This is a genomic window from Modestobacter sp. NPDC049651, from assembly GCF_040659695.1.
Lineage (GTDB): Bacteria > Actinomycetota > Actinomycetes > Mycobacteriales > Geodermatophilaceae > Modestobacter.
On sequence record NZ_JBFAOG010000005.1, the window covers coordinates 63,195 to 89,045 of the forward strand.

Sequence of the window (25,851 nt, forward strand, 5' to 3'; positions counted from 1 at the left end):
TCGGGCGGGAGGGTGGTCAGGACCGGACGAGGCGGGCGATCGCGGCCGACGCCTCGGCGATCTTGGCGTCGGCGGCGGTGCCGTCGTCGTCCGCGCTGCTGGCGACGGCCTCGCGCACGCAGTGCGCCAGGTGGTCGTCGAGCAGACCGAGGGCGACGGCCTGCAGCGCCTTGGTGGCGGCCGAGACCTGGGTGAGGACGTCGATGCAGTAGGTGTCGTCCTCGACCATCCGTGCGATGCCGCGGACCTGCCCCTCCACGCGCTTGAGGCGGGCGAGCAGCTGGTCCTTGTTGCCGGCGTAGCCGTTCATGCCGCCCACGGTACCCATAGGGGGTACCGGTTCACCAGCCCCGGGTGCCGGGCTCGCCCTTGAACGGGCCGACCACCTCGGCGGTGATCCAGCCGCCGTAGAAGTCCCCGGCCTGCGGACGCACGCGCTCGCCGTCGACGGTCGCGGCGTCCACCTTCGACGGGTAGAACGCCACCGCCCCGCGCAGCAGCTCGTAGCCGGGTGAGGGCCGCTCGTAGCTCCAGGCCACCGCGGGGTGGCGCACCCCGTCGACCACGGCGTCCCAGTAGGTCGCCGTCCCCTTGAACTCGCACCACGACGAGCCGGCGGCGCGCTGCAGGACGCCGTCCGCCACGTCGTCGCGGGGCACGTAGAACACCGGCGGGTGGCTGGTCTCGCAGACCCGCACCGCGCGGGTGGTCGCCGCGACGAGCAGGCCGCCGAGGGTCACCTCGACGCGGCGGGGCGTCACGGTGGCCGACGGCGGGCGGGGGTAGCTCCAGACCGACTCCTGGCCGGGGCCGACCGGATCGGGTTCGGGGTGGCGCACGCCGCTCAGTCTGCGCCCTGCGGCCAGCGGTAGCGCAGGTCGGGGAGGTGCTCCTCGTTGCGCTCGCCGGTGTCGTCGGCGTCGAGCACCCGGAAGCCGTGCCGCTCGTAGAAGGCACGGGCGGCCGTGTTGGCCTGGAAGACGAACAGGGTCAGGCCGGCGGGGCTGTCGGCCATCGCCTGCCGGAGCAGCGCGGACCCGACGCCGCGGCCCTGCGCGCCGGGGTGCACGTACAGGTGCTCGAGCTCGGGGCCGCGCCGGGCGGCGAAGCCGACCACCGCGCCGTCCGGGCCGGTCGCGACGTGCACGTCGCAGCCGGGCAGGACGACGTCGCGGACGAACCCGGCGGTCTCCTCGTCGGTGTGCAGGTCGGGCAGCCAGGGCATGGCCACCGCCCGCGCGGCGAGGAGGACCGCGGTGACCGGGCCGGCGTCCCGGGCGGTGGCCCGGCGGAGCCCGGTCACCTCAGTGCTTGCGGACGGCCTTCACGATCCGCCGGGTGACGACGAAGGTCACCAGCAGACCGACGCCGCCGACCACGGCCATGCCGGCCGGGGTCTGCAGGAACTCCTGCACCTTGGCCTTGCCCTGCTCGGTCAGCCGCTTGGGGCTGCCCCGGTAGGACAGCTCGTCCAAGGTGGCCGCGAGCGACTCGCGGGCGGCGTCGATCTCCTGCTGGATCTGCTCGGGGCTGCGCGGCACGCGCCCAGCCTGCCAGACCAGGGTGCACCGGCGCAGGTCAGCCCGCTCCTAGACTCCCCCGTACGCGGGAGTGGTGTAACGGCAGCCACGCCAGGTTTAGGTCCTGGTGCCTTCGGGCGTGCGGGTTCGACTCCCGCCTCCCGCACCCAGCACCCCGACCTCTCCCGCGACATGCGTCGCGTGCCACCCGCACAGCGGACCCCTAGGTTGGCAGGACCGCAGGCTCTGCACGCACCCCTGACGCAACGACGCCCAGGAGACGCTCATGACCTCGCCCACCGATGGCCGGCTGTCCCGGCGGTCGCTGTTCACCCTGACCGGCGGAGCCGTCCTCGCCGCCGGGGTCGCCGGCGCAGGACCGGTGCAGGCGGCGCCGGCACCGGGCCCCGCGGGGCCGGCGACCGTCCCCGCCACCGGGATGCACGTGGTCACGCTCGGCACGGCCGCCGGCCCCGCTGTCCGCGGCCCCCGCGCAGGGATCGCCACCGCCGTCGTGGTGGACGGCGACGTCTACCTGGTCGACTGCGGCCTCGGCGTCACCCGGCAGGTCAAGAACGCCGGCCTGACGATGGACCGGCTGCGCGGGATCTTCCTCACCCACCTGCACTCCGACCACACCAGCGAGCTGCCCGCGCTGCTGCTCTACAACTGGGGCCCCGCCGTCAGCGGGATCACCCAGCCGCTGCCCATCATCGGCCCCGGGCAGGCTCGGCTGCCCCGCGGCGCCGCGGTCCACGTCCAGCCCGCGACCGGCGGCACCCGCCGGCTGGTGGCCGACCTGCTCAGCAGCTACGCCTACGACGTCAACATCCGGGTCTTCGACGAGGACCGCCCCCCGCTCGAGGACCTGCTGCTGGCCCGCGAGATCGACCTGCCCCGCGGCGTGCACGCCGATCCCGATCGCCACCCGTGCCCACCGATGGAGCCCTTCGAGGTGTACCGCGACGAGCACGTCCGGGTGCTGGCCACGCTGGTGGACCACCCCCCGGTGTTCCCCGCGTTCGCCTTCCGGTTCGAGTCCGCCCACGGCGCGGTGGTGCTCTCCGGGGACACCACCGAGCACCCCAACACGGTCCGGCTGGCCCAGGACGCCGACGTCCTGGTGCACGAGGCGATCGACCTCGACTACTACCTCGCCCAGGACCTGCCGGAGGCCTACGTCCAGCACCTGGCCGACAGCCACACCGACCTCGAGGGCGCCGGCCGGGTCGCCGCCCAGGCGGGCGTCGGCGCGCTCGTGCTCAGCCACCTGGGCGGCATCTTCACCGACGCCGACGCGGACCGCGCCCGCGCCGTGTTCGCCCGCACCACCGTGGCCGACGACGGGCAGGTCTTCAGCGTCGCCGGCTGAGGCCGGCCGACCCGGTCAGCCGACCGGCTTGTCCTCGCTGGACCGGCGGAAGTGGTACTCCACTGCCGGGCCGGGGAACCCCTGCACCCACTCGACCTGGAACGGCTCCCAGCCGCGCCGGCCCAGGTAGACCGCCGCGAGGCCGGGGTGCGCGAGCCGCCGCAGCGGGCCCTGCCCGGGCGGCACCGGCAGGTCGCGGTCGACGTGGAACGGGACGTCGTCCAGCTCCCGGTCCAGCCCGAAGTGCCACTCGAAGACGTAGCCGTGGGGCTGGAGCTCGGGCCGGAAGCTCAGGTGCATGACCCCGTACTCGAACATGCGCACCCGCACAGTCTGCCGGTCGCGGCCGCGCCCCCCGGGCCCGGTCGGTCAGTCGCCGTACTGGCAGGCCCGGCAGAGACCGGCGTCGTCGGGCACGTCCTGGACGTCGACCACCTCGACCTCGGCCCCGCACAGCGCGCGCACCGGGGACGCCGCCGCGCGGGCGGCCGCCCCGCTGCCGGGGGCGACCGCGTGCAACGGCCCGGTCCACCGGCGGGCGTCCGGGTCCTGGACGTCGCCCTGCCGCCGCTCCAGCCCGATGAGGTTCGCCATGCCACCAGCGTCCCCCATCGGGCCGGGGCCCGGCGGGCGAGGGGTCAGCCGCGCCGGCGGGCCCGCAGGACGACGTCCGGACGCTCGATCTCCTGCCCGTCGCGGACGGCGGTGCGCGGGCGGTGCTCGGCGGTGACGACGTCCCACTCCGCCGGGTCCAGCCGGGCCGCCTCCTCGGCGGCGGTCCAGAACATGCCGGTCATGTCCCAGCCGGGGTCGCCGTGCCCGTGCCCGTGCTCGTGCCCGGCGGGCTCCTCGTGGGCGACCAGCAGCAGCGTGCCACCGGGGGCCACCGCCGCGGCCAGCCGCTCGTGCACGACCCGCCGCTGCGCCTCCGGCAGGTGCAGGTAGTGCGCGGACACCAGGTCGTAGCTGCCCCCCACCGGCTCCGCGGTGAGGTCGGCGTGCAGCCAGGTGACCGTCACGCCCGCTGCCGCGGCCGCCTCCGCCGCCCGGCCCAGCGCCACGGTGGAGATGTCGGTGCCGGTGACCCGCCAGCCCCGCCGGGCCAGCCAGACCGCATCGCCGCCCTCGCCGCTGCCGACGTCCAGCGCGGTGCCCGGCGCCAGGTCGGACACCTCGGCGACCAGCGCGACGTTGGGCTCCCCGCTCCACCAGCGCTCCGGCGCCCCGCGGTAGAGCTCCTCCCAGAACTCCTGGTCGAACACCTGCCGGGTCACCGGGCCACCGCCACGGCGCGCGCCGCGACCGCCTGCCGGGTCTCCTCGGCGACGAGGTCGGCGTTGATGAAGGCGCCGCTGAGCAGCCCCGCGGACGCCGAGCTGACCACCTGCGCGCCGAGGTCGGTCACGTTGCCCGCGACGAACACGCCCGGGACGGCGGTCGCCCCGGTGCGCTCGGCCGCCGGGACGGCGCTGCCGATCACGGCGCCGGCCATCTCCACCGGCTCGGCGGTCAGGCCCAGCGACTCCAGCAGCGCGCTGCGGGCGGTGAACCGCGGCGCGACCACCAGCGCCTGCACCGGGACGACCTGGCCGGAGGCCAGCCGCACCCCGGTGAGTGCGTCGCCGTCGACCTGCAGGCCGGCGACCTCCCCCTCGACGACGGCGATGCCGCGTGCCGCGAACTCCTCCCACAGCTGGTCCGGCAGCTCCGGGCCGGTGTGGGTGAACACCGTGACGTCGGCGGTGAGCTGGCGGAACAGCTGGGCCTGGTGCCCGACCGCCGGGCTGGTCGCCAGCACGCCGACGGCCTGGTCGCGCACCTCCCAGCCGTGGCAGTACGGGCAGTGCAGCACGTCGCGCCCCCAGCGCTCGCGCAGGCCCGGGACGTCGGGCAGCTCGTCGACCAGGCCGGTGGTCACCAGCAGCCGGCGGGCGGACACCTGGCCGCCGTCGGCGAGGGTGACGGTGAACCCGTCGTCGGTGCGCTCGGCGGACACGGCCCGGCCCTCGCGCAGCTCGCCGCCGTAGGAGGCGACCTCGGCGCGGCCCGCGGCCAGCAGCTCCAGCGGCGGCACCCCGTCGCGGGTCAGGAAGTTGTGGGCGTGCGCCGCCGGGGCGTTGCGCGGTTCACCCGCGTCGACCACCAGCACCGACCGGCGCGACCGCGCCAGGGCGAGTGCACCGCTCAGGCCGGCGGGCCCGCCGCCGACCACCACCACGTCGTACCGCTGTGCCATCGCGGCTCCTGTCGTCCGGCGGTCGCCGCCCGTGCGGCGACCGGTGTCCCGACGATGCGCGCACCCTGACCGTTCCGACAAGCATCGTTGCCGGTTCGGCAACGCCGGCACCCCCGCGGGCCCACCGGCCGGCGGGGCGCCGACGACGACCGGGGGGGTCAGCGGGCGGTGCCGCTCCGCTGGGTGGCGGTGAAGGTGAGCGAGAGCCGGCTGGTCTGCGCCTTGAACTGGTCACCGGCCGACGAGGGGAGCACCGCGGTCACCGCGAGGTGGTCGGTGGCGCCCGGCGCGAGGCTGAACGGGTCGGTCAGCGGGAGGTCGCGCAGCACCGGCCCGAGCTCGACCACCTCGCGCTGCTCGCCCCGGCAGAAGCCACCCGCCCAGTCCTCGGAGCAGGACTGCAGGGTCACCTGCAGGCCGTGGACGCGGTCGGTGTCCAGCAGGCTGGAGGCGGTCGCCCGGGTCGCCAGCGCGACGTCGGACAGCGCCGTGTCGCCGTCGTTGACCAGGTCGACCAGCTGGGTCACCGAGCCGCCGGCGACGATGCCGCTGAAGTCCAGCGGTACGGCGTCCGATCCGTCCGCGGCGGTCAGGCCGATCGAGACGACCCCGGTCTGCACCGGCGCACCGACCGGGGTGGTGCTGTCGGTGAAGGTGCCGAAGGTCCCCAGCCCGGCGACCGCGGCGGCGGCCCCGACCACGGCCATGGTGCCCAGGACCCTGGCGGTGGTCCGGCGGCCGCCCGGGCCGGCGGTGGTCGTCGTCGCGCTCACGTCACTCCCTGAGGTCGGTCCCCGGTGTGCCGGGGCGCCGCAGGTGTCCTGCGGCTCCTGCCACCGTGGCCGCCGGGACGCAGGGCCGGCTCCAGGGAACCGCACGATCTCCGCACGATCAGTCCGGTGACGCTGTGTGCCGAGTCGGTACCGGATCGTTGTGGAAGTCCGCCCCGTGTCGCCGGCCGACGGGCCGGGGCCGCGGGGCACACTGCGCCGGAGCGGCGGCAGCGCCGGAGGAGCGAGGTCGGACGGGAGCACCAAGGTGGAGCGCAGGCAGCAGGTCGTGGCCGCCTCGGCCGTGGACGCGCTGCTGGCCGAGGGGCACGCACTGGTGGCCGACGGCTCCCCCGAGCAGGGGCTCGCCTGCTTCCGCCGGGCGGCCGCGGGCGGATCGGTGCTCGCGCTGTTCGACCTGGCCACCTGCCTGCTGGACCTGGGCCGCTGGGCCGAGGCACGGGAGGCGTTCACCAGGGCGGCGACCGAGGGGCCGGCGGCCGCCGCCACCTCCCCGGCCACCACCCCGCCGGCCGCCACCACCCCGCCGGCCGGCCCGTCGCCGGCGGCGGACCGGCGCACCGCCGAGGAGCGGTCGTGGGCCGACGCCGAGCGCGACCCGGCGGCCCGGGCGGCACTGGGCCGGCTGCTGCACGCCTCCGGGCGCACGCACGAGGCGCGCCGGGTGCTCGAGCGCGGGACCGCGCTGGAGGAGCGGGAGAGCTGGCTGCCCCTGGGCAACCTGCTGCTGGACGTCTTCGACGACCCGGTCGCGGCGGCGGCCGCCTACCGCGGCGGCATCGCGGCCGGCGACGTCATGTGCCACTCCGCGCTGGGACTGCTGCTGCGCGACCTCGGCGATGCGCGGGGCGCTGCCGAGGAGTTCCGGCTGGGCGCCGGCGGTGTGCGTCCGGCTCCCGGTCCGGTGACGGGCGCGGGACCGGTGCCGGCGCCGCGGGCGCCCCGCTCGGCCGGAGCGCCCGCGGTCTGAGCCGTGTCAGCGGCCGCCGAGCACCTCGGCGACCACCGGCAGCAGCGCGGTGAACGCCTGGCCGCGGTGGCTGCGGGTGTCCTTCTCCGCGGGCTCCAGCTCGGCGGCGGTGACCTGCAGGCCGTCGGGCACGAACACCGGGTCGTACCCGAACCCGTGGGTGCCCCGCTCCTCCCCGATCACCCGGCCGCGCCACTCGGCGCGCAGCACGTGCTCGGTGCCGTCGGGGGTGACCAGCGCGGCGGCGCACACGAACGCCGCGCCCCGCCGCCCCTCGGGCACGTCGGCGAGCTGCCCGAGCAGCAGTGCCGTGTTGGCGACGTCGTCGCCGTGCCGGCCCGACCAGCGGGCGGAGAGGATGCCGGGCATCCCGTTCAGCGCGTCGACGGCGAGGCCGGAGTCGTCGGCGACCGACGGCAGCCCGGTGTAGCGGACCGCCTCGCGCGCCTTGAGCAGCGCGTTCTCCTCGAAGGTGGCGCCGGTCTCGGGGGCCTCGGGGTACTCGGGCACGTCGCGCAGCCCGACCACCTCGACGCCCGGCACCGCGGTGGTCAGCAGCCGCTGGAGCTCGACGAGCTTGCCGGCGTTGCGGGTGGCCAGCAGCAGCCGGGTGCTCACCGGGCCGCCGCGTCCTGCAGCGCCTGCTGCTGGAAGGTGGTCAGCTCGGCGCACCCGGCGACGGCCAGGTCGAGCAGCTGGTCCAGCGTCGCCCGGTCGAAGACGGCCCCCTCCGCCGTCCCCTGCACCTCGACGAAGCCGCCGTCGCCGGTGCACACGACGTTCATGTCGGTGCCGGCGCGCACGTCCTCCTCGTAGGCGAGGTCCAGCCGCGGCTCGCCGTCGATGACGCCGACGCTGACCGCGGCCACCGAGTCCACGATCGCCGTCGGCTTGGCCAGCTTCTTGCGCTCGCCCAGCCAGCCGACCGCGTCGGCGAGCGCCACGTAGGCGCCGGTGATCGCCGCGGTGCGGGTGCCGCCGTCGGCCTGCAGGACGTCGCAGTCGATCGCGATGCTGTTCTCGCCCAGCGCGGCCAGGTCGATGCTGGCCCGCAGCGAGCGGCCGATCAGCCGGCTGATCTCATGGGTGCGGCCGCCGATGCGGCCCTTCACCGACTCGCGGTCGCTGCGGGTGTGGGTGGCCCGCGGGAGCATCGAGTACTCGGCGGTGACCCAGCCCAGGCCCGAGCCACGGCGCCAGCGGGGCACGCCCTCGGTGACGCTGGCGGCGCAGAGCACCCGGGTGCGGCCGAACTCGACGAGGACCGAGCCCTCGGCGTGGTCGAGCCAGTTGCGGGTGATGGTCACCGGGCGGAGCTGGTCGGCGCTGCGGCCGTCGGGGCGGGTCACGTGTCAGAAGCCTAGTTGCGCGGCCGGGCCGCCGTCGGGCCGTCCGCCGCCCCGGGCACCGGCGACGGGTGCCCGGGGCGGGGTGACCGGCGTGCCACCCTGCCCTCATGCGTTCCGAGCTGCGAGCCGTGCGGACCGGGGGCGTCGCCTCGGTCGTGGACCTGACCGACGAGTGCGCGGAGTTCGTCCGCCGTGAGCGGGACGGCCTGCTGCAGGTCTTCGTCCCGCACGCCACGGCCGGCATCGCGATCATCGAGACCGGCGCCGGCAGCGACGACGACCTGCTCGCCCAGCTCGACGTGCTGCTCCCCCGCGACGACCGCTGGCGGCACCGGCACGGCTCCTCCGGGCACGGCCGGGACCACGTGCTGCCGGCGTTCGTGCCGCCGCACGCGACCGTGCCGGTGCTGGAGGGGCGGCTCGCGCTGGGCACCTGGCAGCGGATCTGCTTCGTCGACACCAACGTCGACAACCCGTCGCGGCACGTCCGGTTCAGCTTCCTCCCCGGCTGACCGGCTCCCCGGCTCCCCCGGGCACGGTGGCCCGGTGGAGGAACGTCGCCCCGGTACGGCACCATCCTGGGCATGACCGAGACGAACAGCGGCACCCAGACAGCGCCCGTCCGCCTCGCGCCCGGTGACCCGGCGCCGGAGTTCACCCTCCCCGATGCCGACGGCAACCCGGTCTCGCTGGTGTCCTACCGGGGCCGCCGGGTCATCGTCTACTGCTACCCGGCGGCGCTGACCCCCGGCTGCACCACGCAGGCGGTCGACTTCACCGCCGCGGCCGGCGACCTCGCCGAGGCCGGGCTGGACATCGTCGGCATCTCCCCCGACGACCCGGCCAAGCTGCACCGGTTCCGGGAGGAGGAGCAGCTGGCCATCACCCTGGTCTCCGACCCGGACAAGGCCGTGCTGGCCGCGTACGGCGCCTACGGGCCGAAGAAGCTCTACGGCAAGGAGGTCGTCGGGGTGATCCGGTCGACCTTCGTGATCGACGCCGAGGGCCGGGTGGAGAAGGCCTCCTACAACGTGAAGGCCACCGGCCACGTCGCGAAGCTGCGCCGAGACCTCGGTCTCGAGTAGCGCCTCCGACCGCGGGGCGCCGACCCCCGGGACGGCACCCCGCGGCAAGCCCTTCTCCAGCTCCCCCGAGTGGAGTTGGCTGGGCGCATGAGCGATCAGATCGGCGTCACCGGACTGGCAGTGATGGGCGCGAACCTGGCACGCAACTTCGCCCGGCACGGGCACCAGGTGGTGCTGCACAACCGGAGCAGGGCGCGCACCGACGCGCTGGTGGAGCAGCACGGCGGCGAGGGCGACTTCGTGCCCACCGGCTCCACGGCCGAGTTCGTCCAGGCCCTCCAGCGGCCACGCAAGATCATCATCATGGTGCAGGCCGGGGCGGCCACCGATGCGGTCATCGACGAGCTGGTGCCGCTGCTCGACGAGGGCGACATCGTGCTGGACGGCGGCAACGCCCGGTACACCGACACCATCCGGCGCACCGAGGCGCTGTCGGCGCAGGGGCTGCACTTCGTCGGCACCGGGATCAGCGGCGGCGAGGAGGGGGCGCTCAACGGGCCGAGCATCATGCCCGGCGGCTCGGACGAGGCGTACGCCCTGGTCGGCCCGCTGCTGGAGGAGATCTCCGCGCACGTCCAGGGTGAGCCCTGCTGCACGCACGTGGGCACCGGCGGCGCGGGCCACTTCGTGAAGATGGTGCACAACGGCATCGAGTACGCCGACATGCAGCTGATCGCCGAGGCCTACGACCTGCTCCGCAACGGTCTGGGGCTCTCCCCCGCCGAGATCGGCGACGTCTTCGCCGGCTGGAACGAGGGCGACCTGGAGAGCTACCTCATCGAGATCACCGCGCAGGTGCTCCGGCACACCGACGCGGAGACGGGCCGGCCGTTCGTCGACGTGGTGCTGGACGAGGCCGAGCAGAAGGGCACCGGACGCTGGACCGTCCAGTCCGCGCTGGACCTGGGCGTGCCGGTGAGCGGCATCGCCGAGGCGGTGTTCGCCCGGGCGCTGTCGGGCCACCGGGAGCAGCGGCAGGCCGCGCAGGAGGTGCTGCCGGGCCCCGACCGCGACTGGGACGACCAGGTCGACGACCGGGACGCCTTCATCGAGTCGGTGCGCCGGGCGCTGTACGCGTCGAAGGTGGTCGCGTACGCCCAGGGCTTCGACCAGATCACCCAGGGCGCCGACCAGTACGGGTGGGACATCGACCGGGCCGCGCTGGCCAGGATCTGGCGCGGCGGCTGCATCATCCGGGCGCGCTTCCTCGACCGCATCGCGCAGGTGTTCACCGACGAGCCCGACGTCACCACCCTGCTGACCAACGACTACTTCCGCGGCGCGGTCAGCGAGGGCCAGGAGAGCTGGCGGCAGGTCGTCGCCGGTGCCGCCCGGCACGGGGTGCCGGTGCCCGGCTTCGCCAGCGCGCTGGCCTACTACGACGGGCTGCGCGCCGAACGGCTGCCGGCCGCGCTGATCCAGGGGCTGCGCGACCTGTTCGGCGCGCACACCTACCGGCGGGTCGACCGGGAAGGCGCGTTCCACACGATGTGGGGCGAGGACGGCCGCGAGGTCAGCATGTGACGGCTCCCGCGGGGAACCGGGCGGGCCACGCGGTCACGCCCGCCAGGTGCCCGGGCCTGGCTGGCACTCCAGCTCGCCCGGCGCGCGGCGCCCCGGCGCCGGACTGGGGCCGGCGGTCCCGCTGGGGACGGCGGCGCCCCGGATCGACGTACCCGTGTGCCGTCCCGGCAGGTCACCTGGGCGGGCGGTCCTCAGCGCGGCGGCTCCCCCTCCGGGGTGAGAGGGGGCTCAAGGTGTGCTGACACGTTGCGTGCTGGGACCACTACTGAACGTGCTACCCGGTGCTGAGCGGACTCAGCGCCGTCCCCGCGCGCAGACAGGACCCTCCGTGCCGATCCCCAGCACCGTGCCGACCGCGGGCGCCACCCCGTGACCCGGCGACAGCACGGCCGCACCGGCCGGCGCGCGGCGGTCGCGGCCGTGGCCTCCTCGGCCGCCGCGGTCGTCGTCCTCGGCGCCGCCCCGGCGAACGCGGCCCCGGCCCCCGCCCCCGTGCCCGGCCCGGCAGCCAGCGCCGCTCCCCTCGGCTACGACGCGCTCACCGACAAGGGCTCGCTCTACAACGTCGCCGAGGTCGTCGGCGCGCACACCGCCTGGTCGGCCGGCATCACCGGCAAGGGCGTCGGCGTCGCGCTGATCGACACCGGCGTGACCAAGGTGCCGGGGCTCGACACCGGCAACGTCGTCGACGGCCCGGACCTGTCCTTCGACAGCCAGGACGCGGCGAGCGCGCACGTCGACGGATTCGGGCACGGCACGCACCTGGCGTCCATCATCGCCGGCCGTGACACGGCCGGGACGCCCCGGTCGTACCTCGACGCCACCGCCCACAACGGCATCGCCCCGGACGCGACGCTGGTCAACGTCAAGGTCGGCGCCGGTGACGGCTCGGTCGACGTCAGCCAGGTCATCGCCGCCATCGACTGGGTCGTCGAGCACGCCGACGACAAGGGCCTCGGCATCCGGGTCATCAACCTCTCCTACGGCACCGACTCCACCCAGGACAGCTCGGTCGACCCGCTGGCGTTCGCCGTCCAGAACGCCTGGCTGCACGGCATCGTCGTCGTGGCGGCCGGCGGCAACGACGGCGAGACCACCAAGACCCTCGCGAACCCGGCCCGCGACCCGCACGTGATCGCCGTTGGCGCCATGGACTCCGCTGGGACCGTCAGCCGCACCGACGACACCGTCCCCGCCTGGTCCACCCACGGGACCGACCAGCGGGCGGTCGACGTCGTCGCCCCGGGCGTCTCGGTGCTGGGCCTGCGCGACCCCGGCGGCCTCGCCGACACCCTGTACCCGACCTCGCGGGTCGGCGACCGGTTCGCCCGGGCATCGGGCACCTCGCAGGCCGCGGCCGTGGTCAGCGGTGAGGCGGCGCTGCTGCTGCAGGCCTACCCCTGGCTGACCCCCGACCAGGTCAAGCAGCTGGTCACCCGGTCGGCCAGCGGCGTGAGCACGGCGTCGGTGAGGATGCGCGGCGCCGGGCTGGTGGACGTCGGCAAGGCGCAGCGGCTGTCCGCGGTCGGCTCGTTCGTCCAGGGCCTGCTCACCCCCTGGGGCACCGGCACCGGCTCGCTGGAGGCGGCGCGCGGTTCGGCGCACGTCTCCGACGGGACGTCGGAGCTGCGCGGCGAGGTCGACGTCTTCGGCCAGCCCTGGCGCGGGGCGTCCTGGGCGTGGTCGACGACCACGCTGACGGCCTGGCAGGGCGGCCAGTGGCGCGGGAACACCTGGACCGGCGCCACGTGGGCCGGCGGGACCTGGCCGACCACGCAGTGGACCGCTCCCGACTGGGCGGGCGTCTCCTACGCCGCCGACCAGTGGACGGCGCGGATGTGGCGCGGCGAGTCGTGGAGCGCCCGGATGTGGCGCGACGAGGACTGGGCGGCCCGCATGTGGCGCAGCGACGACTGGTCGGCGCGGATGTGGCGCAGCGAGGACTGGTCGTGACCCGCTCGACGACCTGGGGCGGCCGGATGCCGCGGCCCCGCCGACCAGGACGCTGACCGGACCGGTCACCCCCTCCGGGTGAGACGCGGGCGGGGTGGGCTCTCGGGCCCACCCCGCCCTGCCGTTGCTGCAGGGGAGGAGGTGACGCGGCGTGCAGACCGTGCAGGAGCAGGACCCCCACCGCGTGCGGTGGCGCTGGTGGCCCCGCCACCGGCAGAGCGGCCTCGTGCTGCTGCAGGCCGCCGTCCTCGCGGCCGCGGCCGCCGTCGTCCTGCACCCCTTCCTCCCCGACCGGCCGCTGAGCTCCGCGGTCCCCCTGCCGTGGTGGCTGATGGCCCTCGGCTTCGCCGCCACCGAGGCCTGCGTCTTCCACGTGCAGACCAAGCGGGAGGCGCGCACCGTCTCGGTCAGCGAGCTGCCGCTCGTGCTGGGCCTGGTGTTCTCTCCCCCCGCCTCCCTGCTGCTGGGCCGGCTGGTCGGGTCGGCCGCGATCCTCGTGCTGCACCGCCGGTCCTCCCCGCTGAAGACGACCTGGAACCTGGCGCTGATCAGCCTGCAGACGGCGGTCGCCGTCGCGCTGTTCCGGCTGGTCGCCGAGGGCTCCGGCGACGGTCCCTGGCTGTGGGCCGGCGCCTACCTGGGCCCGGTCGCCGCCAACGCCGTGGGCAGCGTCGCGCTCGCCCTGGTCATCGCGGTCTACGAGCGCGACCTGGACCTGCGCGACCTCGGCCGGGACCTGGTCCGCGGCGAGCCGGCCGCCCCGGTGGTCATCACCCTGGCGCTGGTCGCCGTCACCGCGCTCACCGCCTCCACCCAGAGCGCCTGGCTGCTCGTGCCCACGCTGGCCGGCCTGCTGCTCGGCTACCGGGCCTACGCCGCGCTCACCGACCGGCACCTGAACCTGGAGCGGCTCTTCCGCTTCACCCAGGCCGTCAGCAGCTCCCCCGAGGTCGTCGGCGTGCTGCGCAACGTGCTCGGCGAGGCCAAGCAGCTGCTGCACTCCGAGCAGGCGCAGGTCGCCTTCCTCGCCTCCGCGCAGGGCGCGGTGGCCACCGTCCGGCTCGACACCACCGACCGGCTGACCCGCACCGAGAAGCCGCAGAGCCCGCAGGACGAGTGGCTGCTGGCGCAGGTCGTGGAGGACGGCCGGACGCTGCTGCTCCCCCGCAACACCCGCGACCCGGACATGCGCGCCTGGCTGGACCGGCACGGCGCCCGCGAGGCCGTCGCGGTCCCGCTGCGCGGCGGCGCCGGCGTGCTGGGCGCCCTCATCGTCACCGACCGGCTCGGTGACGTCCGCACCTTCGACCAGGACGACATCCTGCTGATGGAGACCGTCGCCAACCACGCCAGCGTCGCGCTGCGCAACGGCGAGCTGGTCGACAAGCTCCAGCACGAGGCCCTGCACGACGCCCTGACCGGGCTGCCCAACCGGGAGTTCCTGCAGCGCCGGACGGCCGCCGCGCTGGCCGAGGTCGCCGAGGGCTCCTCGGGCGGGGCGGCGGTGCTGCTGCTGGACCTCGACCGGTTCAAGGAGGTCAACGACACCCTCGGCCACGAGCAGGGCGACCTGCTGCTCGTGGAGGTCGGCGCCCGCCTCACCACCGCGGTCGGCGCGGCCGGGCTCGTCGCCCGGCTCGGCGGCGACGAGTTCGCCGTCCTGCTGACCGGGACGGCGGACGAGGACGCCGTCGTCCGCACCGCCCGCCGCGTGCTGCACGCCCTCGAGCAGCCCGTCGCGCTGCAGGGCATGGAGGTGGAGGTCGGCGGCTCGCTGGGCATCGCGCTCGCCCCGCAGCACGCCACCGACCCCGCCGGCCTGCTCAAGCGCGCGGACCTGGCCATGTACGACGCCAAGGCCGCCGGCCGGGGCCTGCGGGTCTACGACGCCGAGCTCGACTCCGCCGACCCCCGCCGGCTCACCCTCGTCGCCGAGCTCCGCGCGGCGCTGGCCGCAGGCACCGTGCAGGTGCACGTGCAGCCGCAGACCCGCGCCCGCACCGGGGAGACCGTCGCGGTCGAGGCGCTCGTGCGCTGGCAGCACCCCGAGCTCGGCGCCGTCCCGCCGACGGAGTTCATCCCGATCGCCGAGCGCAGCGGGCTCATCGGGCCGCTCACCACCGCGGTGCTGGACCAGTCGCTGGCCGCCGTCGCCGCCTGGCACGAGCAGGGCATCGACCTGTCGATCGCGGTCAACCTCTCCGCCCGCAGCCTGCACGACGCCGACCTCGTCGACGAGGTCGACCGGCTGCTCCGCCGGCACGGCGTGCCCGCCGGGCAGCTCACGCTGGAGATCACCGAGGGCTCGGTCATGGCCGACCCGGCGCGGGCGATCGCGGTGCTGCACGAGCTGCGGGACCTGGGCTGCCGGCTGTCGGTCGACGACTTCGGCACCGGCTACTCGTCGCTGAGCTACCTCAAGCGGCTGCCCGTGCACGAGGTGAAGATCGACCAGAGCTTCGTGACCGGGCTCCGGGACACCGGCGAGGACATCGCCATCGTCCGGGCCATCGTCGACCTCGGCCGGCACCTGGGGCTGGACGTCGTCGCCGAGGGCGTCGAGGAGCGCAGCACCTGGGACCTCGTCGCGGGCACCGGCTGCGACCTCATCCAGGGCTGGTACGTCGGCCGGCCGATGCCGGTGGCCGACCTGCCCCGCTGGCTGCGCACCCGTGGCCGCCCCGGGCACGACGGGGTGCTGCGCGCGCTCTAACCAGGCTGCGCGAGGTCCGCGGCGGCCCGCGCCACGTGCGCGCGGGCGGTCCGCAGCAGCTCCCGACCGGCCGGGGACGACGGTCCGCCCGCCCGCCAGGCCAGCTCGATGCGGGAGGTCACGGCGGGCGTGAGGGGCCGGACGACGACCCTGTCGCCGCCCTCCCGACGGGCGAACCCCTGGGCCACGGAGGCGGGCACGAACCCCACGCCCAGCCCGCGGACGGCGAGCCGGAGCACCATCTCCAGCCCGCTGACCTCGTGCGTGGCCCCCACCAGGACCGGGCCACCCGCCGCGAGCGCCGCCTCGAGCGCGGCCCGGCCGCCGGTGCCGCGGGGCAGCGCGATGAGCCGGTGCCCGGCGAGGTCGGCCACCGGCAGCGGACCGCCCGCGGCGGCCAGCGGTGACCCGGCGGCCAGCACGGCGACCTGCTGCTCCTCGTAGAGCACCGCGGTCCCGATCCCGGCCGGCGGCGGCTCGGCCCGCCCGGTCCACGCGACGTCCAGGTCGCCGCTCAGCAGGCCCGCGACCAGGTCGGTGCTGGCGGCCTCGACGAGCCGGAGCTCGACCGCCGGGTGGGCCGCGCTGAAGGCGGCCAGCGCGTCGGCGAGCACGCTCGCCGTGCAGCCGACCACCATCCCGACCACGGCCCGCCCGCGCAGCAGGCCGGTGTGCGCCGCCGCCTCCTCCTCCGCCCGGGCGACCGCCGCCAGCGCGGCGCGGGCCTCGGCGACGACCGCGGCGCCGGGACCGGTCGGCCGGGCGCCGTGCCGCCCGCGCTCCAGCAGCGCGACGCCGAGCTCCCGCTCCAGCTGCTTGACCGCGGCGCTGACCGCCGGCTGGGCCACGCGCTCCCGGCGGGCCGCCGCGGTGAAGCTGCCCTCGTCGACCACCGCCACCAGGTAGCGCAGCTGGTGCAGTTCCATCGCGGCAGCTTATGGACGGCAGAACCGGACGGTGTTGGACGGCGACCCGCCGGCGCAGCACGGTGGGGTCATGGACACCGACACCACCCTCTCCCCTGCCCAGGTCGCCGAGCGGTACTTCTCCTGCTGGCTGGCCCGGGACTTCGACGGGCTGCGCGCGCTGCTCGCCGACGACGTGACCTTCGACGGGCCGCTGGCCACGCTGAGCGACGCGGACAGCTGCGTGGCGGGGCTGCGCGGGATGTCGCAGATCGTCACCGACGTCGTCGTCCACCACCGGTTCGTCGACGGCCCGGACGTGCTCACCTGGTTCGACCTGCACACCTCGGTCGCGCCGCCGGTGCCGACGGCGAACTGGACCCACGTCGCGGACGGGCGCATCACCGCGATCCGGGTCGCCTTCGACGCCCGGGCCCTCGCCCCCGCCTGAGCGGGGCACCGGCTCAGATCGTGGCCGCGGCGTACTGCAGCGCGTTCTGCCGCCAGTTCAGCGTCACGTGGTGGGAGACCATCTCGACGTCCCGCTTCGCGCGCGACACCGGGTGGTCGGGGAAGCCGGCCTTGGACCCGACGAGAGAGAAGATCCGGGAGACCGAGCGCAGCGCCACCCGGGTGACCAGCGCGTTGTCCCGCAGGCCCCGGGCGATCTCCTGCTGGGTCGGCGTCCGATGGGCCCGGGCGAGCTCGGCGAACCCGGCGCTGCCGGCCTCGACCATGAGCCGGGCCATCTCCGCCTCCCCGGCGGCCTCGGCGAACTCGGTCGCGACGTACTCCTGGTCGGCCAGCGTCACGGTGCCGCCCAGGGCGCCGGCCACCCGGGTGCCGGTGGCCGCCGTCTGCGCGAAGTGCTCGACCGCGCCGAGCGCCGCGCCGACCCCGACCGCGGCGAAGGGGAACTTGCCGGGCGACGGCCACGGGGCGTACATCGCGTCGAACGTCGGGTGCAGCTGCCGACGCTCCTTCAGCTTGTCCACCGTGTCCCGGGTCGCCTGGACCCGGTGGTCGGGCACGAACACGTCGTCGACCGCCATCGTGCGGCTGCCGGTCCCGCGCAGGCCGGTGGGGAACCAGTCGTCGATGGTGACCGTGTCCTCGCGCGGCACGAGGAACATGTGGCCGTCGCCCTGCTCCCCCGCGGGCGCGTTGAAGATCAGCCACTCGGAGAAGTCCGACCCGCTGCAGAAGCCCCACTGCCCGGTCAGCCGCCACCCCCCGCTGACCCGCTCCGCCCGGGCCTTCTTGTTGAGGTTGGTGGCCCCGGCGAGGGTCGCGTAGGTGTTGCTGCCCCAGATCTCCTGCTGCGTCTGCTCCGGGTAGGCGACGATCGCGATGTTGTCCGAGCTGAGGATCGAGTAGACCCAGGCGGTCGAGGCGCAGCCGCGGGCGAGGGTCATCACCAGCTTCGCGTGGACGTGCTCGCTGAGCTCCAGCCCGCCGTGCTCCTTGGGCTTGAGCACGTGGAACAGCCCCGCCTCCTGGAGCAACCGGTACGTCTCCGGGGCGATCCGCCGCTCGCGGTCGGTCTCGACGGCGCGGTCCCGCAGCACGGGGACCAGCTCCTCCGCGGCCGCCAGCACGTCCTCGGCGGTCAGCCCCGGGTCCGGCGCGTGCGGCAGGTCGGCGGGGCGGTCGGTGCTGAGCGTGGAGGTCACAGGGGGGTCCTTCCGGGGTCGCGGTCGTCGGCGGTGACGGCGCAGCCAGGAGCTCACGGCGGCACCGGCGCGGTCAATCAGGGCTTTCCGTGCATGAATTGCGGTGCGCCCGACGAGCGGGCGGGCAGGCGAGGAGGACGACGGCATGGGCAGCGCGGACGCCGGCGAGTTCTCCCTGCGCCAGCTCACCCACTTCGTGGCGGTCGCGGAGACCGGGACGATCAGCGCGGCGGCCGAGCGGCTGCACATGTCCCCCTCGGCGCTGTCCGGGTCGATCACCGAGCTGGAGCGCCTGCTCGGCGCCGAGCTGTGCGTGCGCCGGCGCGCCCAGGGGGTGACCCTGACCCCGCTGGGCCGCCAGGTGCTGGACCGGGCGCGCACGCTGCTCCGCGACGCGGCAGAGCTGGGCCACACGGCCCGCGGCGGCGGGGCCGAGCTCACCGGGCCGCTCGGGATCGGCTGCTTCGTGACCCTCGCGCCGACGGTGCTGCCCGGCCTGCTGACCGCGATGGAGCAGGCGCACCCCCGCGTCGCGCTGGACTTCCTGGAGGGCCCGCAGGACCTGCTCCGCGAGGCGTTGCTCGACGGCCGCATCGACGCCGCGGTGCTCTACGACATGGGCGACCTGGACGAGCTGGACTCGGTGGTGCTCTTCGAGGCCCGCGGCTACGCCCTGTTCGGCGCGGACCACCCGCTCGCCGGGCTGCCGACGGTGCCGCTGCGCGACCTGGCCGCCGAGCCGCTGGTGCTGTTCGACCAGCCGCCCAGCACCAGCTACGCGATGGCGGCCTTCGAGGAGCACGGGCTGGTGCCCACCGTGCGGCACCGGACGCACAGCTTCGAGCTGACCCGCTCCATCGTCGCGCGCGGCCGCACCTACGCGATCCTGGTGCAGCGGCCGACGAACAAGTCCAGCTACGAGGGGTTGCCCATCGTCGAGCGCGAGGTCGACCCGCCGCTGCCGACCGTCCCCGTCGTGCTCGCCTGGCCGGCCGGGGTCTCCCTGTCGCCCCGCGCCCGGGCCCTCGCCGACCTCGCCCGGCAGCGCTACGGGGCAGCGCCGCCCGGCTGATCCGCCCGGGCGGCACGGGCCCGGCGCTTGCCCTCGTGCATCGCCTGCACCCGCGCGACCGGGATGGTGTGCCCCTCGGCGACCAGGTCGGCCGGCAGCGGCTGCGGCGCGGGCAGCGCCGCCGCCCACGGGTCGCCGTCGCCGATCCGCTCGCGGGCGGTCCGCACGGTCACGTCGCCGGGCCGGACGTCGTCCAGGTCGTCCCAGGCCACGGGGGTGGAGACCGGCAGACCGGGGCGCGCCCGCGGCCCGTAGGCGACAGCCAAGGTGCCCCGGCCCGAGCGGGTGGAGTCGACGAACACCCGGTCCCCCCGCTCGGCGACCACGTACTCGGTCGTCGCGAGGTCGGGGTCCAGCGCGGCGGCGCGGGCGGCCAGCGCGCGGGTGGCGGCAGCGACGTCCTCCGGTGCGGAACCACGCACCGGGACGACGACGTGCAGCCCGGTCGAGCCGCTGGTCTTCACCGCCGCGGTCAGGCCTGCGTCGGCCAGCGCCCGCCGGGCGAGGCGCGCGGCCGCGACGACGACGGCGAAGTCCGCGCCGTCCGGCGGGTCGAGGTCGAGCACCAGCCCGGTCGGCTGCTCGTCGCCGGTGCGGGAGAACGGCACGTGCAGCTCGACGGCCCGCTGGTTGGCCAGCCACAGCAGGGTGCGCCGGTCCTCGACCAGCACCTGGTGCACCTCGCGCCGGGCGCGGTCGCTCCAGGTGGGCACCGTCCGCACCCAGTCCGGGGCGCCCTTGGGCACGTCGCGCTGGATGAACGGCGCGGAGCCCTGTCGCACCCGCTTCACCGTCAGCGGCCGCCCGGACAGCAGCGGCACGAGGCGGTCGGCGAACGCGTCGACGTGGTCGACCAGGTCGCGCTTGGTCACCCCGAGCCCGTCGCCCAGCTCGCTGTCCAGGCTGGTCAGCCGGACGCCGTCCCGCTCCTCGACGTCTGCCACGCGCCCACCGTGCCGTGGCATGCGGACCGCGGCAACCCCGTCGTCCCGCACCAAAGGGCGCCCTCCTGCACCGACGTTCGTACGGGGGGACGCGCTGTGATCAGGTCACCTGATCAAAGCCCCCGGCGTCTACACCTCGTGCACGGTGGCGTGCCGGGCGAGCTCGGCGCCGCCGAACACGGCGCGCGCGGCGGCCAGCTGCGCCTCGGCGTCGACCCAGGCGGGGATGTGGGTGAGCAGGAGCCGCCCCACCCCGGCGGCGGCCGCGGCCTCGCCCGCCTGCCGGCCGGTGAGGTGCAGGTCGGGGGGCAGCCCCTCGACGTCCGGGTGCGCGGCCTCCGCGAGCAGCACGTCGGCACCGCGGGCCAGCTCGACGACCGCGGCGCAGGGGCCGGTGTCGCCGGTGTAGACCAGCGAGCGGCCGCCCGCGGACAGCCGCACGGCGTAGCACTCGACCGGGTGCGCGGTGCGCGCGGTCGTCACCTCGAACGGGCCGACGGTCCAGGAGCCGGCGCCCACCGGGATCGCGTCGAAGACGTCCTCGATCGGGTCGCCGTCGTCGCCGTAGGCCAGCGCCAGCCGCCGGTCGGCGCCCATCGGCGCGTACAGCGGCAGCGGCCGGCGGTCGGACTGCCCGGAGTACCGGTGCCACACGATGAACGGCGCGACGTCCAGGCAGTGGTCGGCGTGCAGGTGCGAGAGGTAGACCGCGTCGACCGAGCGCGGGTCGGCCAGCGCGAGCAGCGAGCCGAACGCGCCGTTGCCGAGGTCGAGCAGCACGGAGTAGCCGTCGTGCTCGACCAGGTAGCAGGACGCCGGCGACGCGGGGCCCGGGGCGCTGCCGGAGCAGCCGACGACGGTGAGCCTCACCGGGTGCCCACGGCCATCGCGCGGGTGACCTGCTCGACCTCCGGGCCGAGGAAGCGCCGGCCGAGCCGGGCGAACGGCTCGGGGTCGCCGGTGGCCAGGAAGGCGTGCACCGGCGGCGGGGCGTCGGGGTCGCGCAGCAGGTCCAGCCGGGTGAGCACCCGGTAGACGTCCTTGGCGGTCTCCTCGGCGCTGGACACCAGGGTCACCTCGTCGCCCAGCACCAGCGACAGCACGCCGGTGAGCAGCGGGTAGTGCGTGCAGCCGAGCACGACGGTGTCGACGTCGGCGGCCAGCAGCGGGTCCAGGTAGCTCTGCGCCAGGCCGACGAGCTGCCGGCCGCTGGTGATCCCGCGCTCGACGAAGTCGACGAAGCTCGGGCAGGCGGCGCTGGTCACCGAGATCTGCGGGGCGGCGGCGAACGCGTCGGCGTAGGCGCCGCTGGTGATCGTGGCCTGGGTGCCGATCACGCCGACCCGTCCGTTGCGGGTGGCGGCGGTGGCCCGGCGGGCGGCGGGCAGCACGACCTCGACCACGGGGACGTCGTACCGCTCGCGGGCGTCGTGCAGGCAGGCGGCGCTGGCCGAGTTGCAGGCGATGACCAGCATCTTCACGCCGGCGTCGACCAGGTCGTCCATCACCGCGAGCGCGTGCCGGCGGACCTCGGCGATCGGCAGCGGGCCGTAGGGTCCGTGCGCGGTGTCGCCGATGTAGCGGACCGCCTCGTGCGGCAGCTGGTCCAGCACGGCGCGTGCGACGGTGAGGCCGCCGACCCCCGAGTCGAAGATGCCGATCGGTGCGTCGGCTGCGCTTGCTCCGCCCATGACCTGCTCAGGCTAACCGGGCGCACCGACGGGACGGGCCGCCCACGGGGGCGACCTCCGCCACGCTCAGCCGCGCAGCAGCGCGGCGGCGGGCAGGGTCAGCCCGGCGCCGGTCCAGCGGGCACCGGTCAGGTCGCGGACGACGACGTCCGCCGGGGTGCCCAGGGCGCCCGCGCCGACGCCCACGACGCGGCAGCCGGCGGCGCGACCGGCGGCGACGCCGCTGGGGCTGTCCTCGAGCACGAGCAGGTCGGCGGGCGGGACGCCGAGCCGGGCGGCGCCGGTGGCGTACGGCTCCGGGTGCGGCTTGCCGGCGGTGACGTCCTCCGCGGTGACGGAGACCAGGGGCAGCCGGACGCCGGCGGCGACCAGCCGCGCGGTCGCGAGCTCCCGCACCCCGGAGGTGACCAGCGCCCACGGGACGCCGGCGAGCTGGGCGACCAGGTCGGACGCACCCGGCACCGCCGTCGTCCCGGCGACGTCGGCCAGCTCGTGGCGGGTGAGGGTCGCGACGGAGGCGTCGACGTCCTCGGGCTCGAGGAACAGTGCGACGGTGTCGGCCGCGCGCCGGCCGGGGACGGCCGCCAGCACCTCGACCGGGTCGAGGCCCGCGTCCACCGCCCAGCGGCTCCACGCGCGGACCACGCCCGCCTCGGAGTCGACGAGCACGCCGTCGTTGTCGAACAGCAGCCCCCTCGCCTCCAGGAACAGGCCGCCGTCAGGTGTCCGGTGGGGGGCGACGGGGTCCTCGATCAGGCCCAGAGCTGGCCCTCGAGCGAGGTCGTGGCCTCCTCCAGGGTGCCCGCGTAGGCACCGGTGGAGAGGTACTTCCAGCCGCCGTCGCAGACGACGAAGACGATGTCGGCCTTGCGCCCGGCCGCCACCTCCTTGTCCGCGATGCCCAGCGCGGCGTGCAGGATCGCGCCGGTCGAGATGCCGGCGAAGATCCCCTCCTTCTCGACCAGCTGGCGGGTGCGGTGCACCGCGTCGTCCGGGCCGACGGAGAACCGGGAGTCCAGCAGCTCGGGGTCGTACAGCTCGGGGATGAACCCCTCGTCGATGTTGCGCAGCCCGTAGACCAGCTCGCCGTAGCGCGGCTCGGCGGCGATCACCTGGACGCCGGGCTTGTGCTCGCGGAAGTAGCGGGAGCAGCCCATCAGCGTGCCGGTGGTGCCCAGGCCCGCGACGAAGTGGGTGATCGAGGGCAGGTCGGCGAGGATCTCCGGGGCGGTGCCGGTGTAGTGCGCCTCGGCGTTGGCCGGGTTGCCGTACTGGTAGAGCATCACCCAGTCGTCGTGCTCGGCGGCCAGGCCCTTGGCCACCGCGACGGCCTGGTTGCTGCCGCCGGCGGCCGGCGAGCTGATGATCTGCGCGCCGTACATCTCCAGCAGCTGCCGCCGCTCGACCGAGGTGTTCTCCGGCATGACGCAGATCAGCCGGTAGCCGCGCTGGCGCGCGATCATGGCCAGCGAGATGCCGGTGTTGCCGCTGGTCGGCTCCAGGATGGTGTCGCCCGGGTTGAGCTTCCCCTCCTTCTCCGCCGCCTCGATCATCGCGATGGCGGCCCGGTCCTTGATGGAGCCGGTGGGGTTGTGGTCCTCGAGCTTGGCCCACAGCCGGACGTCCGGGGTGGGCGACAGCCGCGGCAGCCCGACGAGCGGGGTGCCGCCGAGCGAGTCGACGAGGGAGGCGAAGCGGGCCATGGGGTCCTCCTGGGGGAAGCGGGTGCCGGGGGCGGGTGCTCCCGGTCAGCAGCCGCCGGCGACCGCGGGGAGGATCGTCACCGAGTCGCCGTCCTTGACGGCGGTGTCCAGGGCGCCGGTGAAGCGCACGTCCTCGTCGTTGACGTAGACGTTGACGAAGCGGTGCAGCTTGCCCTCCTCGGTCACCAGCCGGCCCTTGAGGCCCGAGTGCTGGCCGTCGAGGTCGTCGATGAGGGCGCCGAGGGTGGCGCCGCTGCCCTCGACGGTCTTCGCGCCGCCGGTGTGGGTGCGCAGGATGGTCGGGATCCGGACCTCGATGGCCATGGCTCTGGAACTCCTCGTGGGGGGTGGGTCGGCGGGGTGGTGCGGGGCAGGCACCGCGCGGACGGCGCGGTGCTGCGGCTGCTCGTGGCAACGCCGCTGCGTGGCCGGAGGATTCCGGCCACGGTTGTGATGTCGGCCGTGCTACGGCCCCGCTGCAGGGGCCCGCGCCGAGGCACGGGGCGTGGGGGCAGCGGGGTCCTTGTTCAGTCGTAGACGACGGTGGTCGGCGAGTGGCCGAACAGGTAGGACTCGACGACCTCGACGTCCTCCTCGGTCGCCTGGCCGTCGACGATCCGGAAGCTGCGGAACTCGACCTCGTCACCGGCCAGCCCCGTCTCCGCGCCGTGGTGGCGGGTGGAGACGAGCACGTAGTGCGCCTCGGGGTCGGCCAGCGGGCCGGAGGCGTAGGTGATGTCGGTCCGCGACGGGTGCGCCTCGGTGGCGGTGTGCGAGTGGTAGATGACGACGGCGACCTCGTCGCGGTCGTCCATCTCCCGGGTCACCCGCATGAACTCGGTGGGCTCGAACTCGTAGAACGTCGGCGAGCGGGCGGCGTTGAGCATCGGCACGAACCGCTCCGGGCGGTCGCTGCCGTACGGGCCGGCGACGATGCCGCAGGCCTCGTCCGGGTGGTCTGCCCGGGCGTGGGCCACGATGGCGTCGTAGTTCGCGCGGTCGATGCGCAGCACGCCCCCATCCTAGGCGCCGCCCCGCCGCGGGCTCCCCCACCCCCGGCCGGGCCGCCGGATCGGGTGACCGCCGGCGGCCGCCACGTGTCCCGCCGGTGTCCAGCCGATAACGTCAGTACCCGTGCTGCTCGAGGTGCTGATGACGATCGCCGTGCTCGCGGTCCCCGTTCCCGCCCTCGTCATCGGCGCCCGCGGGCTGCTGCGCCGGACCGGTCGCCCCATCGCGACGCGGGCCGACCGGACCGAGTTCGGGCTGATCGTCGCCGGCCGGGCGCTCGGGCTGCTCCTGCTGCTCGCCCTGTCCGGGATCACCCTGCTGTCGTGCATCGGCGGGCTGGTCAAGGGCGTCGACGTGCCGAGCCTGGTCTACGTGTTCTGCGTCGCCGACCTGCTCATCGGGGTGCTGGTGCTGCTCACCGTCGGCCCGCGCGCCCGGCGGCCAGTGCGTCGACCAGCGACCCCTGCACCGCGGTGAGCCAGTAGTAGACGGCCAGCTGCTGGCCCTCCTCGTCGGCGGGGTCGGCCGGCGGCTCGGTGTCCTCGTCGACGCCCAGCCGGGTGCCCAGCGCCAGCCGCAGGTCGTTCGTGGTGCGCAGCCAGGCGCGCGCCTGCTCGGGGTCCAGCCGCACCTCCCCGCCGTCCGGCGGCAGGGTGGCCCGGACCGTCGCGAGGTCCTCGGCCTTGCCGCTGCGCAGCGCGCCCTCGGTCAGCTCGCGGAACTCCGCGGCCACCTCCGGGTCGTCGTGCCCGGCCGGCAGCAGCCGCCGGAGCACCGGGTCGCCGCCGGTGTCGGCCGCGTCGGCGGCCAGCAGCTGCTCGAGCTGGTCCAGCAGCAGGCCGACGATGCTCGCCTCGGCGTCCACGAGCCGGGCGACGTACTCGTCGCCCTTGCGGCGGAAGGGCCTCATCCGACCTCCTCGCTGCGCTCGTCAGCGGCCTCCGGCCGGGCCGCTGTGCCCGTCGGTGAGCTCGCGAGCTCGCTCACTCAGCTGTCCTTCTGGTAGGTCGCCCACAGGCCGTAGCCGTGCAGCCGGTTGGTGTCGTGCTCCATCCGCTCGCGCGGTCCGGAGCTCACGATCGCCTTGCCCTCGTGGTGCACCTGGAGCATCAGCTGGGTGGCGGTCGCCTCGTCGTAGCCGAACAGCTCCTGCAGCACGAAGGTCACGTAGGTCATCAGGTTGACCGGGTCGTCCCAGACGACGGTCACCCAGGGGCGGTCGAGGTCCGACTCCTCACCCGTCGTCGTGTCCGGGGAGAGTCCGGGCGCGAGGGGTCCGGCCACCCGTCCACTGTAGGACGGACCACCGCGGGCGCTCCAGACCGCCGCGATCTAGGGT

The 25,851-nt window shown here is 75.4% G+C and carries 32 protein-coding genes and 1 tRNA gene; 11 read left to right on the plus strand and 22 right to left on the minus strand.

Going from position 1 to position 25,851, the window contains the following annotated elements; translation table 11 throughout:
• Positions 1–16 precede the first annotated feature (16 nt).
• The 4 genes from AB0J00_RS09265 to AB0J00_RS09280 are packed head-to-tail and all read right to left on the minus strand — an operon-like array spanning position 17 to position 1,541.
• Positions 17–310: a metal-sensitive transcriptional regulator gene (locus tag AB0J00_RS09265; protein WP_357743355.1), complete on the minus strand. Its 294-nt coding sequence runs from the start codon at positions 308–310 to the stop codon at positions 17–19.
• Between the two features lie 31 nt (positions 311–341).
• Positions 342–839: a DUF427 domain-containing protein gene (locus AB0J00_RS09270; RefSeq protein WP_357743357.1), complete on the minus strand. Its 498-nt coding sequence runs from the start codon at positions 837–839 to the stop codon at positions 342–344.
• 5 nt (positions 840–844) lie between these two features.
• Positions 845–1,303 carry a GNAT family N-acetyltransferase gene (locus AB0J00_RS09275; protein ID WP_357743359.1) on the minus strand — a complete coding sequence of 153 codons (459 nt, stop codon included), beginning with the start codon at positions 1,301–1,303 and terminating at the stop codon, positions 845–847.
• A gap of 1 nt (position 1,304) precedes the next feature.
• Positions 1,305–1,541 carry a DUF3618 domain-containing protein gene (locus AB0J00_RS09280; RefSeq protein ID WP_357743361.1) on the minus strand — a complete coding sequence of 79 codons (237 nt, stop codon included), beginning with the start codon at positions 1,539–1,541 and terminating at the stop codon, positions 1,305–1,307.
• A gap of 64 nt (positions 1,542–1,605) precedes the next feature.
• Here AB0J00_RS09280 and AB0J00_RS09285 point away from each other — a divergent pair.
• Positions 1,606–1,686: transfer RNA gene (locus AB0J00_RS09285), tRNA-Leu, on the plus strand.
• 120 nt (positions 1,687–1,806) lie between these two features.
• Complete coding sequence (locus tag AB0J00_RS09290) at positions 1,807–2,892, plus strand: MBL fold metallo-hydrolase (RefSeq protein WP_357743363.1); 1,086 nt, start codon at positions 1,807–1,809, stop codon at positions 2,890–2,892.
• A gap of 15 nt (positions 2,893–2,907) precedes the next feature.
• Here AB0J00_RS09290 and AB0J00_RS09295 read toward each other — a convergent pair whose 3' ends face one another.
• The 5 genes from AB0J00_RS09295 to AB0J00_RS09315 all read right to left on the minus strand — a co-directional run bounded on the left by AB0J00_RS09295 (position 2,908) and on the right by AB0J00_RS09315 (position 5,901).
• The gene (locus AB0J00_RS09295) at positions 2,908–3,216 is read right to left on the minus strand and encodes a hypothetical protein (RefSeq protein ID WP_357743365.1); all 309 of its coding nucleotides are present in this window, start codon (positions 3,214–3,216) and stop codon (positions 2,908–2,910) included.
• A 45-nt stretch (positions 3,217–3,261) separates the two neighbouring features.
• Positions 3,262–3,486 (minus strand): hypothetical protein, encoded by a 225-nt coding sequence (locus AB0J00_RS09300; RefSeq protein WP_357743367.1) that lies wholly within the window; start codon positions 3,484–3,486, stop codon positions 3,262–3,264.
• Positions 3,487–3,530: 44 nt separating this feature from the next.
• Positions 3,531–4,166, minus strand: a complete 636-nt coding sequence (locus AB0J00_RS09305) for a class I SAM-dependent methyltransferase (protein WP_357743369.1) — start codon at positions 4,164–4,166, stop codon at positions 3,531–3,533.
• Complete coding sequence (locus AB0J00_RS09310) at positions 4,163–5,128, minus strand: NAD(P)/FAD-dependent oxidoreductase (RefSeq protein ID WP_357743371.1); 966 nt, start codon at positions 5,126–5,128, stop codon at positions 4,163–4,165. The genes AB0J00_RS09305 and AB0J00_RS09310 overlap by 4 nt, the downstream gene beginning before the upstream one ends.
• A 158-nt stretch (positions 5,129–5,286) precedes the next feature.
• Entirely contained in the window at positions 5,287–5,901 is a 615-nt protein-coding gene (locus AB0J00_RS09315) for a hypothetical protein (protein ID WP_357743373.1), read from the minus strand.
• A 286-nt stretch (positions 5,902–6,187) separates the two neighbouring features.
• On the opposite strand from AB0J00_RS09315, the gene AB0J00_RS09320 reads away from it, so the two are divergent.
• Positions 6,188–6,889: a tetratricopeptide repeat protein gene (locus tag AB0J00_RS09320; RefSeq protein ID WP_357743375.1), complete on the plus strand. Its 702-nt coding sequence runs from the start codon at positions 6,188–6,190 to the stop codon at positions 6,887–6,889.
• A 6-nt stretch (positions 6,890–6,895) separates the two neighbouring features.
• Here AB0J00_RS09320 and rdgB read toward each other — a convergent pair whose 3' ends face one another.
• Entirely contained in the window at positions 6,896–7,507 is a 612-nt protein-coding gene (gene rdgB / locus AB0J00_RS09325; RefSeq protein WP_357743377.1) for an RdgB/HAM1 family non-canonical purine NTP pyrophosphatase, read from the minus strand.
• Positions 7,504–8,238 (minus strand): ribonuclease PH, encoded by a 735-nt coding sequence (gene rph, locus AB0J00_RS09330; RefSeq protein ID WP_357743378.1) that lies wholly within the window; start codon positions 8,236–8,238, stop codon positions 7,504–7,506. The genes rdgB and rph overlap by 4 nt, the downstream gene beginning before the upstream one ends.
• A gap of 107 nt (positions 8,239–8,345) precedes the next feature.
• Between rph and AB0J00_RS09335 the strand changes: the two genes are divergently transcribed.
• From AB0J00_RS09335 to AB0J00_RS09355, 5 genes are all read left to right on the plus strand, one after another.
• Positions 8,346–8,750 carry a YjbQ family protein gene (locus AB0J00_RS09335; protein ID WP_357743380.1) on the plus strand — a complete coding sequence of 135 codons (405 nt, stop codon included), beginning with the start codon at positions 8,346–8,348 and terminating at the stop codon, positions 8,748–8,750.
• Positions 8,751–8,822: 72 nt separating this feature from the next.
• Positions 8,823–9,323 carry a thioredoxin-dependent thiol peroxidase gene (bcp, locus tag AB0J00_RS09340; protein WP_357743382.1) on the plus strand — a complete coding sequence of 167 codons (501 nt, stop codon included), beginning with the start codon at positions 8,823–8,825 and terminating at the stop codon, positions 9,321–9,323.
• An 87-nt stretch (positions 9,324–9,410) separates the two neighbouring features.
• Complete coding sequence (gene gndA / locus AB0J00_RS09345; RefSeq protein ID WP_357743384.1) at positions 9,411–10,847, plus strand: NADP-dependent phosphogluconate dehydrogenase; 1,437 nt, start codon at positions 9,411–9,413, stop codon at positions 10,845–10,847.
• 420 nt (positions 10,848–11,267) lie between these two features.
• Positions 11,268–12,800 (plus strand): S8 family serine peptidase, encoded by a 1,533-nt coding sequence (locus AB0J00_RS09350; protein WP_357743386.1) that lies wholly within the window; start codon positions 11,268–11,270, stop codon positions 12,798–12,800.
• A gap of 151 nt (positions 12,801–12,951) precedes the next feature.
• The gene (locus AB0J00_RS09355) at positions 12,952–15,513 is read left to right on the plus strand and encodes an EAL domain-containing protein (RefSeq protein WP_357743388.1); all 2,562 of its coding nucleotides are present in this window, start codon (positions 12,952–12,954) and stop codon (positions 15,511–15,513) included.
• Here AB0J00_RS09355 and AB0J00_RS09360 read toward each other — a convergent pair.
• Positions 15,510–16,439, minus strand: a complete 930-nt coding sequence (locus tag AB0J00_RS09360) for a LysR family transcriptional regulator (RefSeq protein ID WP_357743390.1) — start codon at positions 16,437–16,439, stop codon at positions 15,510–15,512. The genes AB0J00_RS09355 and AB0J00_RS09360 overlap by 4 nt on opposite strands.
• A gap of 70 nt (positions 16,440–16,509) precedes the next feature.
• Between AB0J00_RS09360 and AB0J00_RS09365 the strand changes: the two genes are divergently transcribed.
• A complete protein-coding gene (locus AB0J00_RS09365; RefSeq protein WP_357743392.1) occupies positions 16,510–16,869 on the plus strand; it encodes a nuclear transport factor 2 family protein in 360 nt (119 codons plus the stop codon).
• A gap of 13 nt (positions 16,870–16,882) precedes the next feature.
• Here the strand turns inward: AB0J00_RS09365 and AB0J00_RS09370 are convergent, their stop codons facing one another.
• On the minus strand, positions 16,883–18,091 hold the full coding sequence (locus AB0J00_RS09370) for an acyl-CoA dehydrogenase family protein (RefSeq protein ID WP_357743394.1): 1,209 nt from the start codon (positions 18,089–18,091) through the stop codon (positions 16,883–16,885).
• A 145-nt stretch (positions 18,092–18,236) separates the two neighbouring features.
• Here AB0J00_RS09370 and AB0J00_RS09375 point away from each other — a divergent pair, with 145 nt between their 5' ends.
• Entirely contained in the window at positions 18,237–19,163 is a 927-nt protein-coding gene (locus AB0J00_RS09375) for a LysR family transcriptional regulator (RefSeq protein ID WP_357743396.1), read from the plus strand.
• On the opposite strand, the gene AB0J00_RS09380 is transcribed toward AB0J00_RS09375, so the two are convergent.
• The 7 genes from AB0J00_RS09380 to AB0J00_RS09410 all read right to left on the minus strand — a co-directional run bounded on the left by AB0J00_RS09380 (position 19,139) and on the right by AB0J00_RS09410 (position 24,514).
• Entirely contained in the window at positions 19,139–20,107 is a 969-nt protein-coding gene (locus AB0J00_RS09380) for an ATP-dependent DNA ligase (protein WP_357743397.1), read from the minus strand. The genes AB0J00_RS09375 and AB0J00_RS09380 overlap by 25 nt on opposite strands.
• Positions 20,108–20,236: 129 nt before the next feature.
• Positions 20,237–20,977 (minus strand): MBL fold metallo-hydrolase, encoded by a 741-nt coding sequence (locus tag AB0J00_RS09385; protein ID WP_357743399.1) that lies wholly within the window; start codon positions 20,975–20,977, stop codon positions 20,237–20,239.
• On the minus strand, positions 20,974–21,798 hold the full coding sequence (murI, locus tag AB0J00_RS09390) for a glutamate racemase (RefSeq protein WP_357743401.1): 825 nt from the start codon (positions 21,796–21,798) through the stop codon (positions 20,974–20,976). Before murI ends, AB0J00_RS09385 begins: the two co-directional genes overlap by 4 nt.
• 66 nt (positions 21,799–21,864) lie before the next feature.
• Positions 21,865–22,644 carry an HAD-IA family hydrolase gene (locus tag AB0J00_RS09395; protein WP_357743779.1) on the minus strand — a complete coding sequence of 260 codons (780 nt, stop codon included), beginning with the start codon at positions 22,642–22,644 and terminating at the stop codon, positions 21,865–21,867.
• Positions 22,551–23,501 (minus strand): cysteine synthase, encoded by a 951-nt coding sequence (locus tag AB0J00_RS09400; RefSeq protein ID WP_357743402.1) that lies wholly within the window; start codon positions 23,499–23,501, stop codon positions 22,551–22,553. The genes AB0J00_RS09395 and AB0J00_RS09400 overlap by 94 nt, the downstream gene beginning before the upstream one ends.
• A 45-nt stretch (positions 23,502–23,546) precedes the next feature.
• Positions 23,547–23,825, minus strand: coding sequence for a MoaD/ThiS family protein (locus tag AB0J00_RS09405; protein ID WP_357743403.1), 279 nt, complete (start codon positions 23,823–23,825; stop codon positions 23,547–23,549).
• 203 nt (positions 23,826–24,028) lie between these two features.
• Positions 24,029–24,514, minus strand: coding sequence for a M67 family metallopeptidase (locus AB0J00_RS09410; protein WP_357743404.1), 486 nt, complete (start codon positions 24,512–24,514; stop codon positions 24,029–24,031).
• A gap of 121 nt (positions 24,515–24,635) precedes the next feature.
• Here AB0J00_RS09410 and AB0J00_RS09415 point away from each other — a divergent pair, with 121 nt between their 5' ends.
• Positions 24,636–24,989, plus strand: a complete 354-nt coding sequence (locus AB0J00_RS09415; RefSeq protein ID WP_357743405.1) for a hypothetical protein — start codon at positions 24,636–24,638, stop codon at positions 24,987–24,989.
• Here AB0J00_RS09415 and AB0J00_RS09420 read toward each other — a convergent pair.
• Positions 24,928–25,422, minus strand: a complete 495-nt coding sequence (locus AB0J00_RS09420; protein ID WP_357743406.1) for a DUF2017 family protein — start codon at positions 25,420–25,422, stop codon at positions 24,928–24,930. The genes AB0J00_RS09415 and AB0J00_RS09420 overlap by 62 nt on opposite strands.
• 77 nt (positions 25,423–25,499) lie before the next feature.
• Positions 25,500–25,796 carry an ATP-dependent Clp protease adapter ClpS gene (gene clpS, locus AB0J00_RS09425; protein WP_357743407.1) on the minus strand — a complete coding sequence of 99 codons (297 nt, stop codon included), beginning with the start codon at positions 25,794–25,796 and terminating at the stop codon, positions 25,500–25,502.
• Between the last annotated feature and the right edge of the window lie 55 nt (positions 25,797–25,851).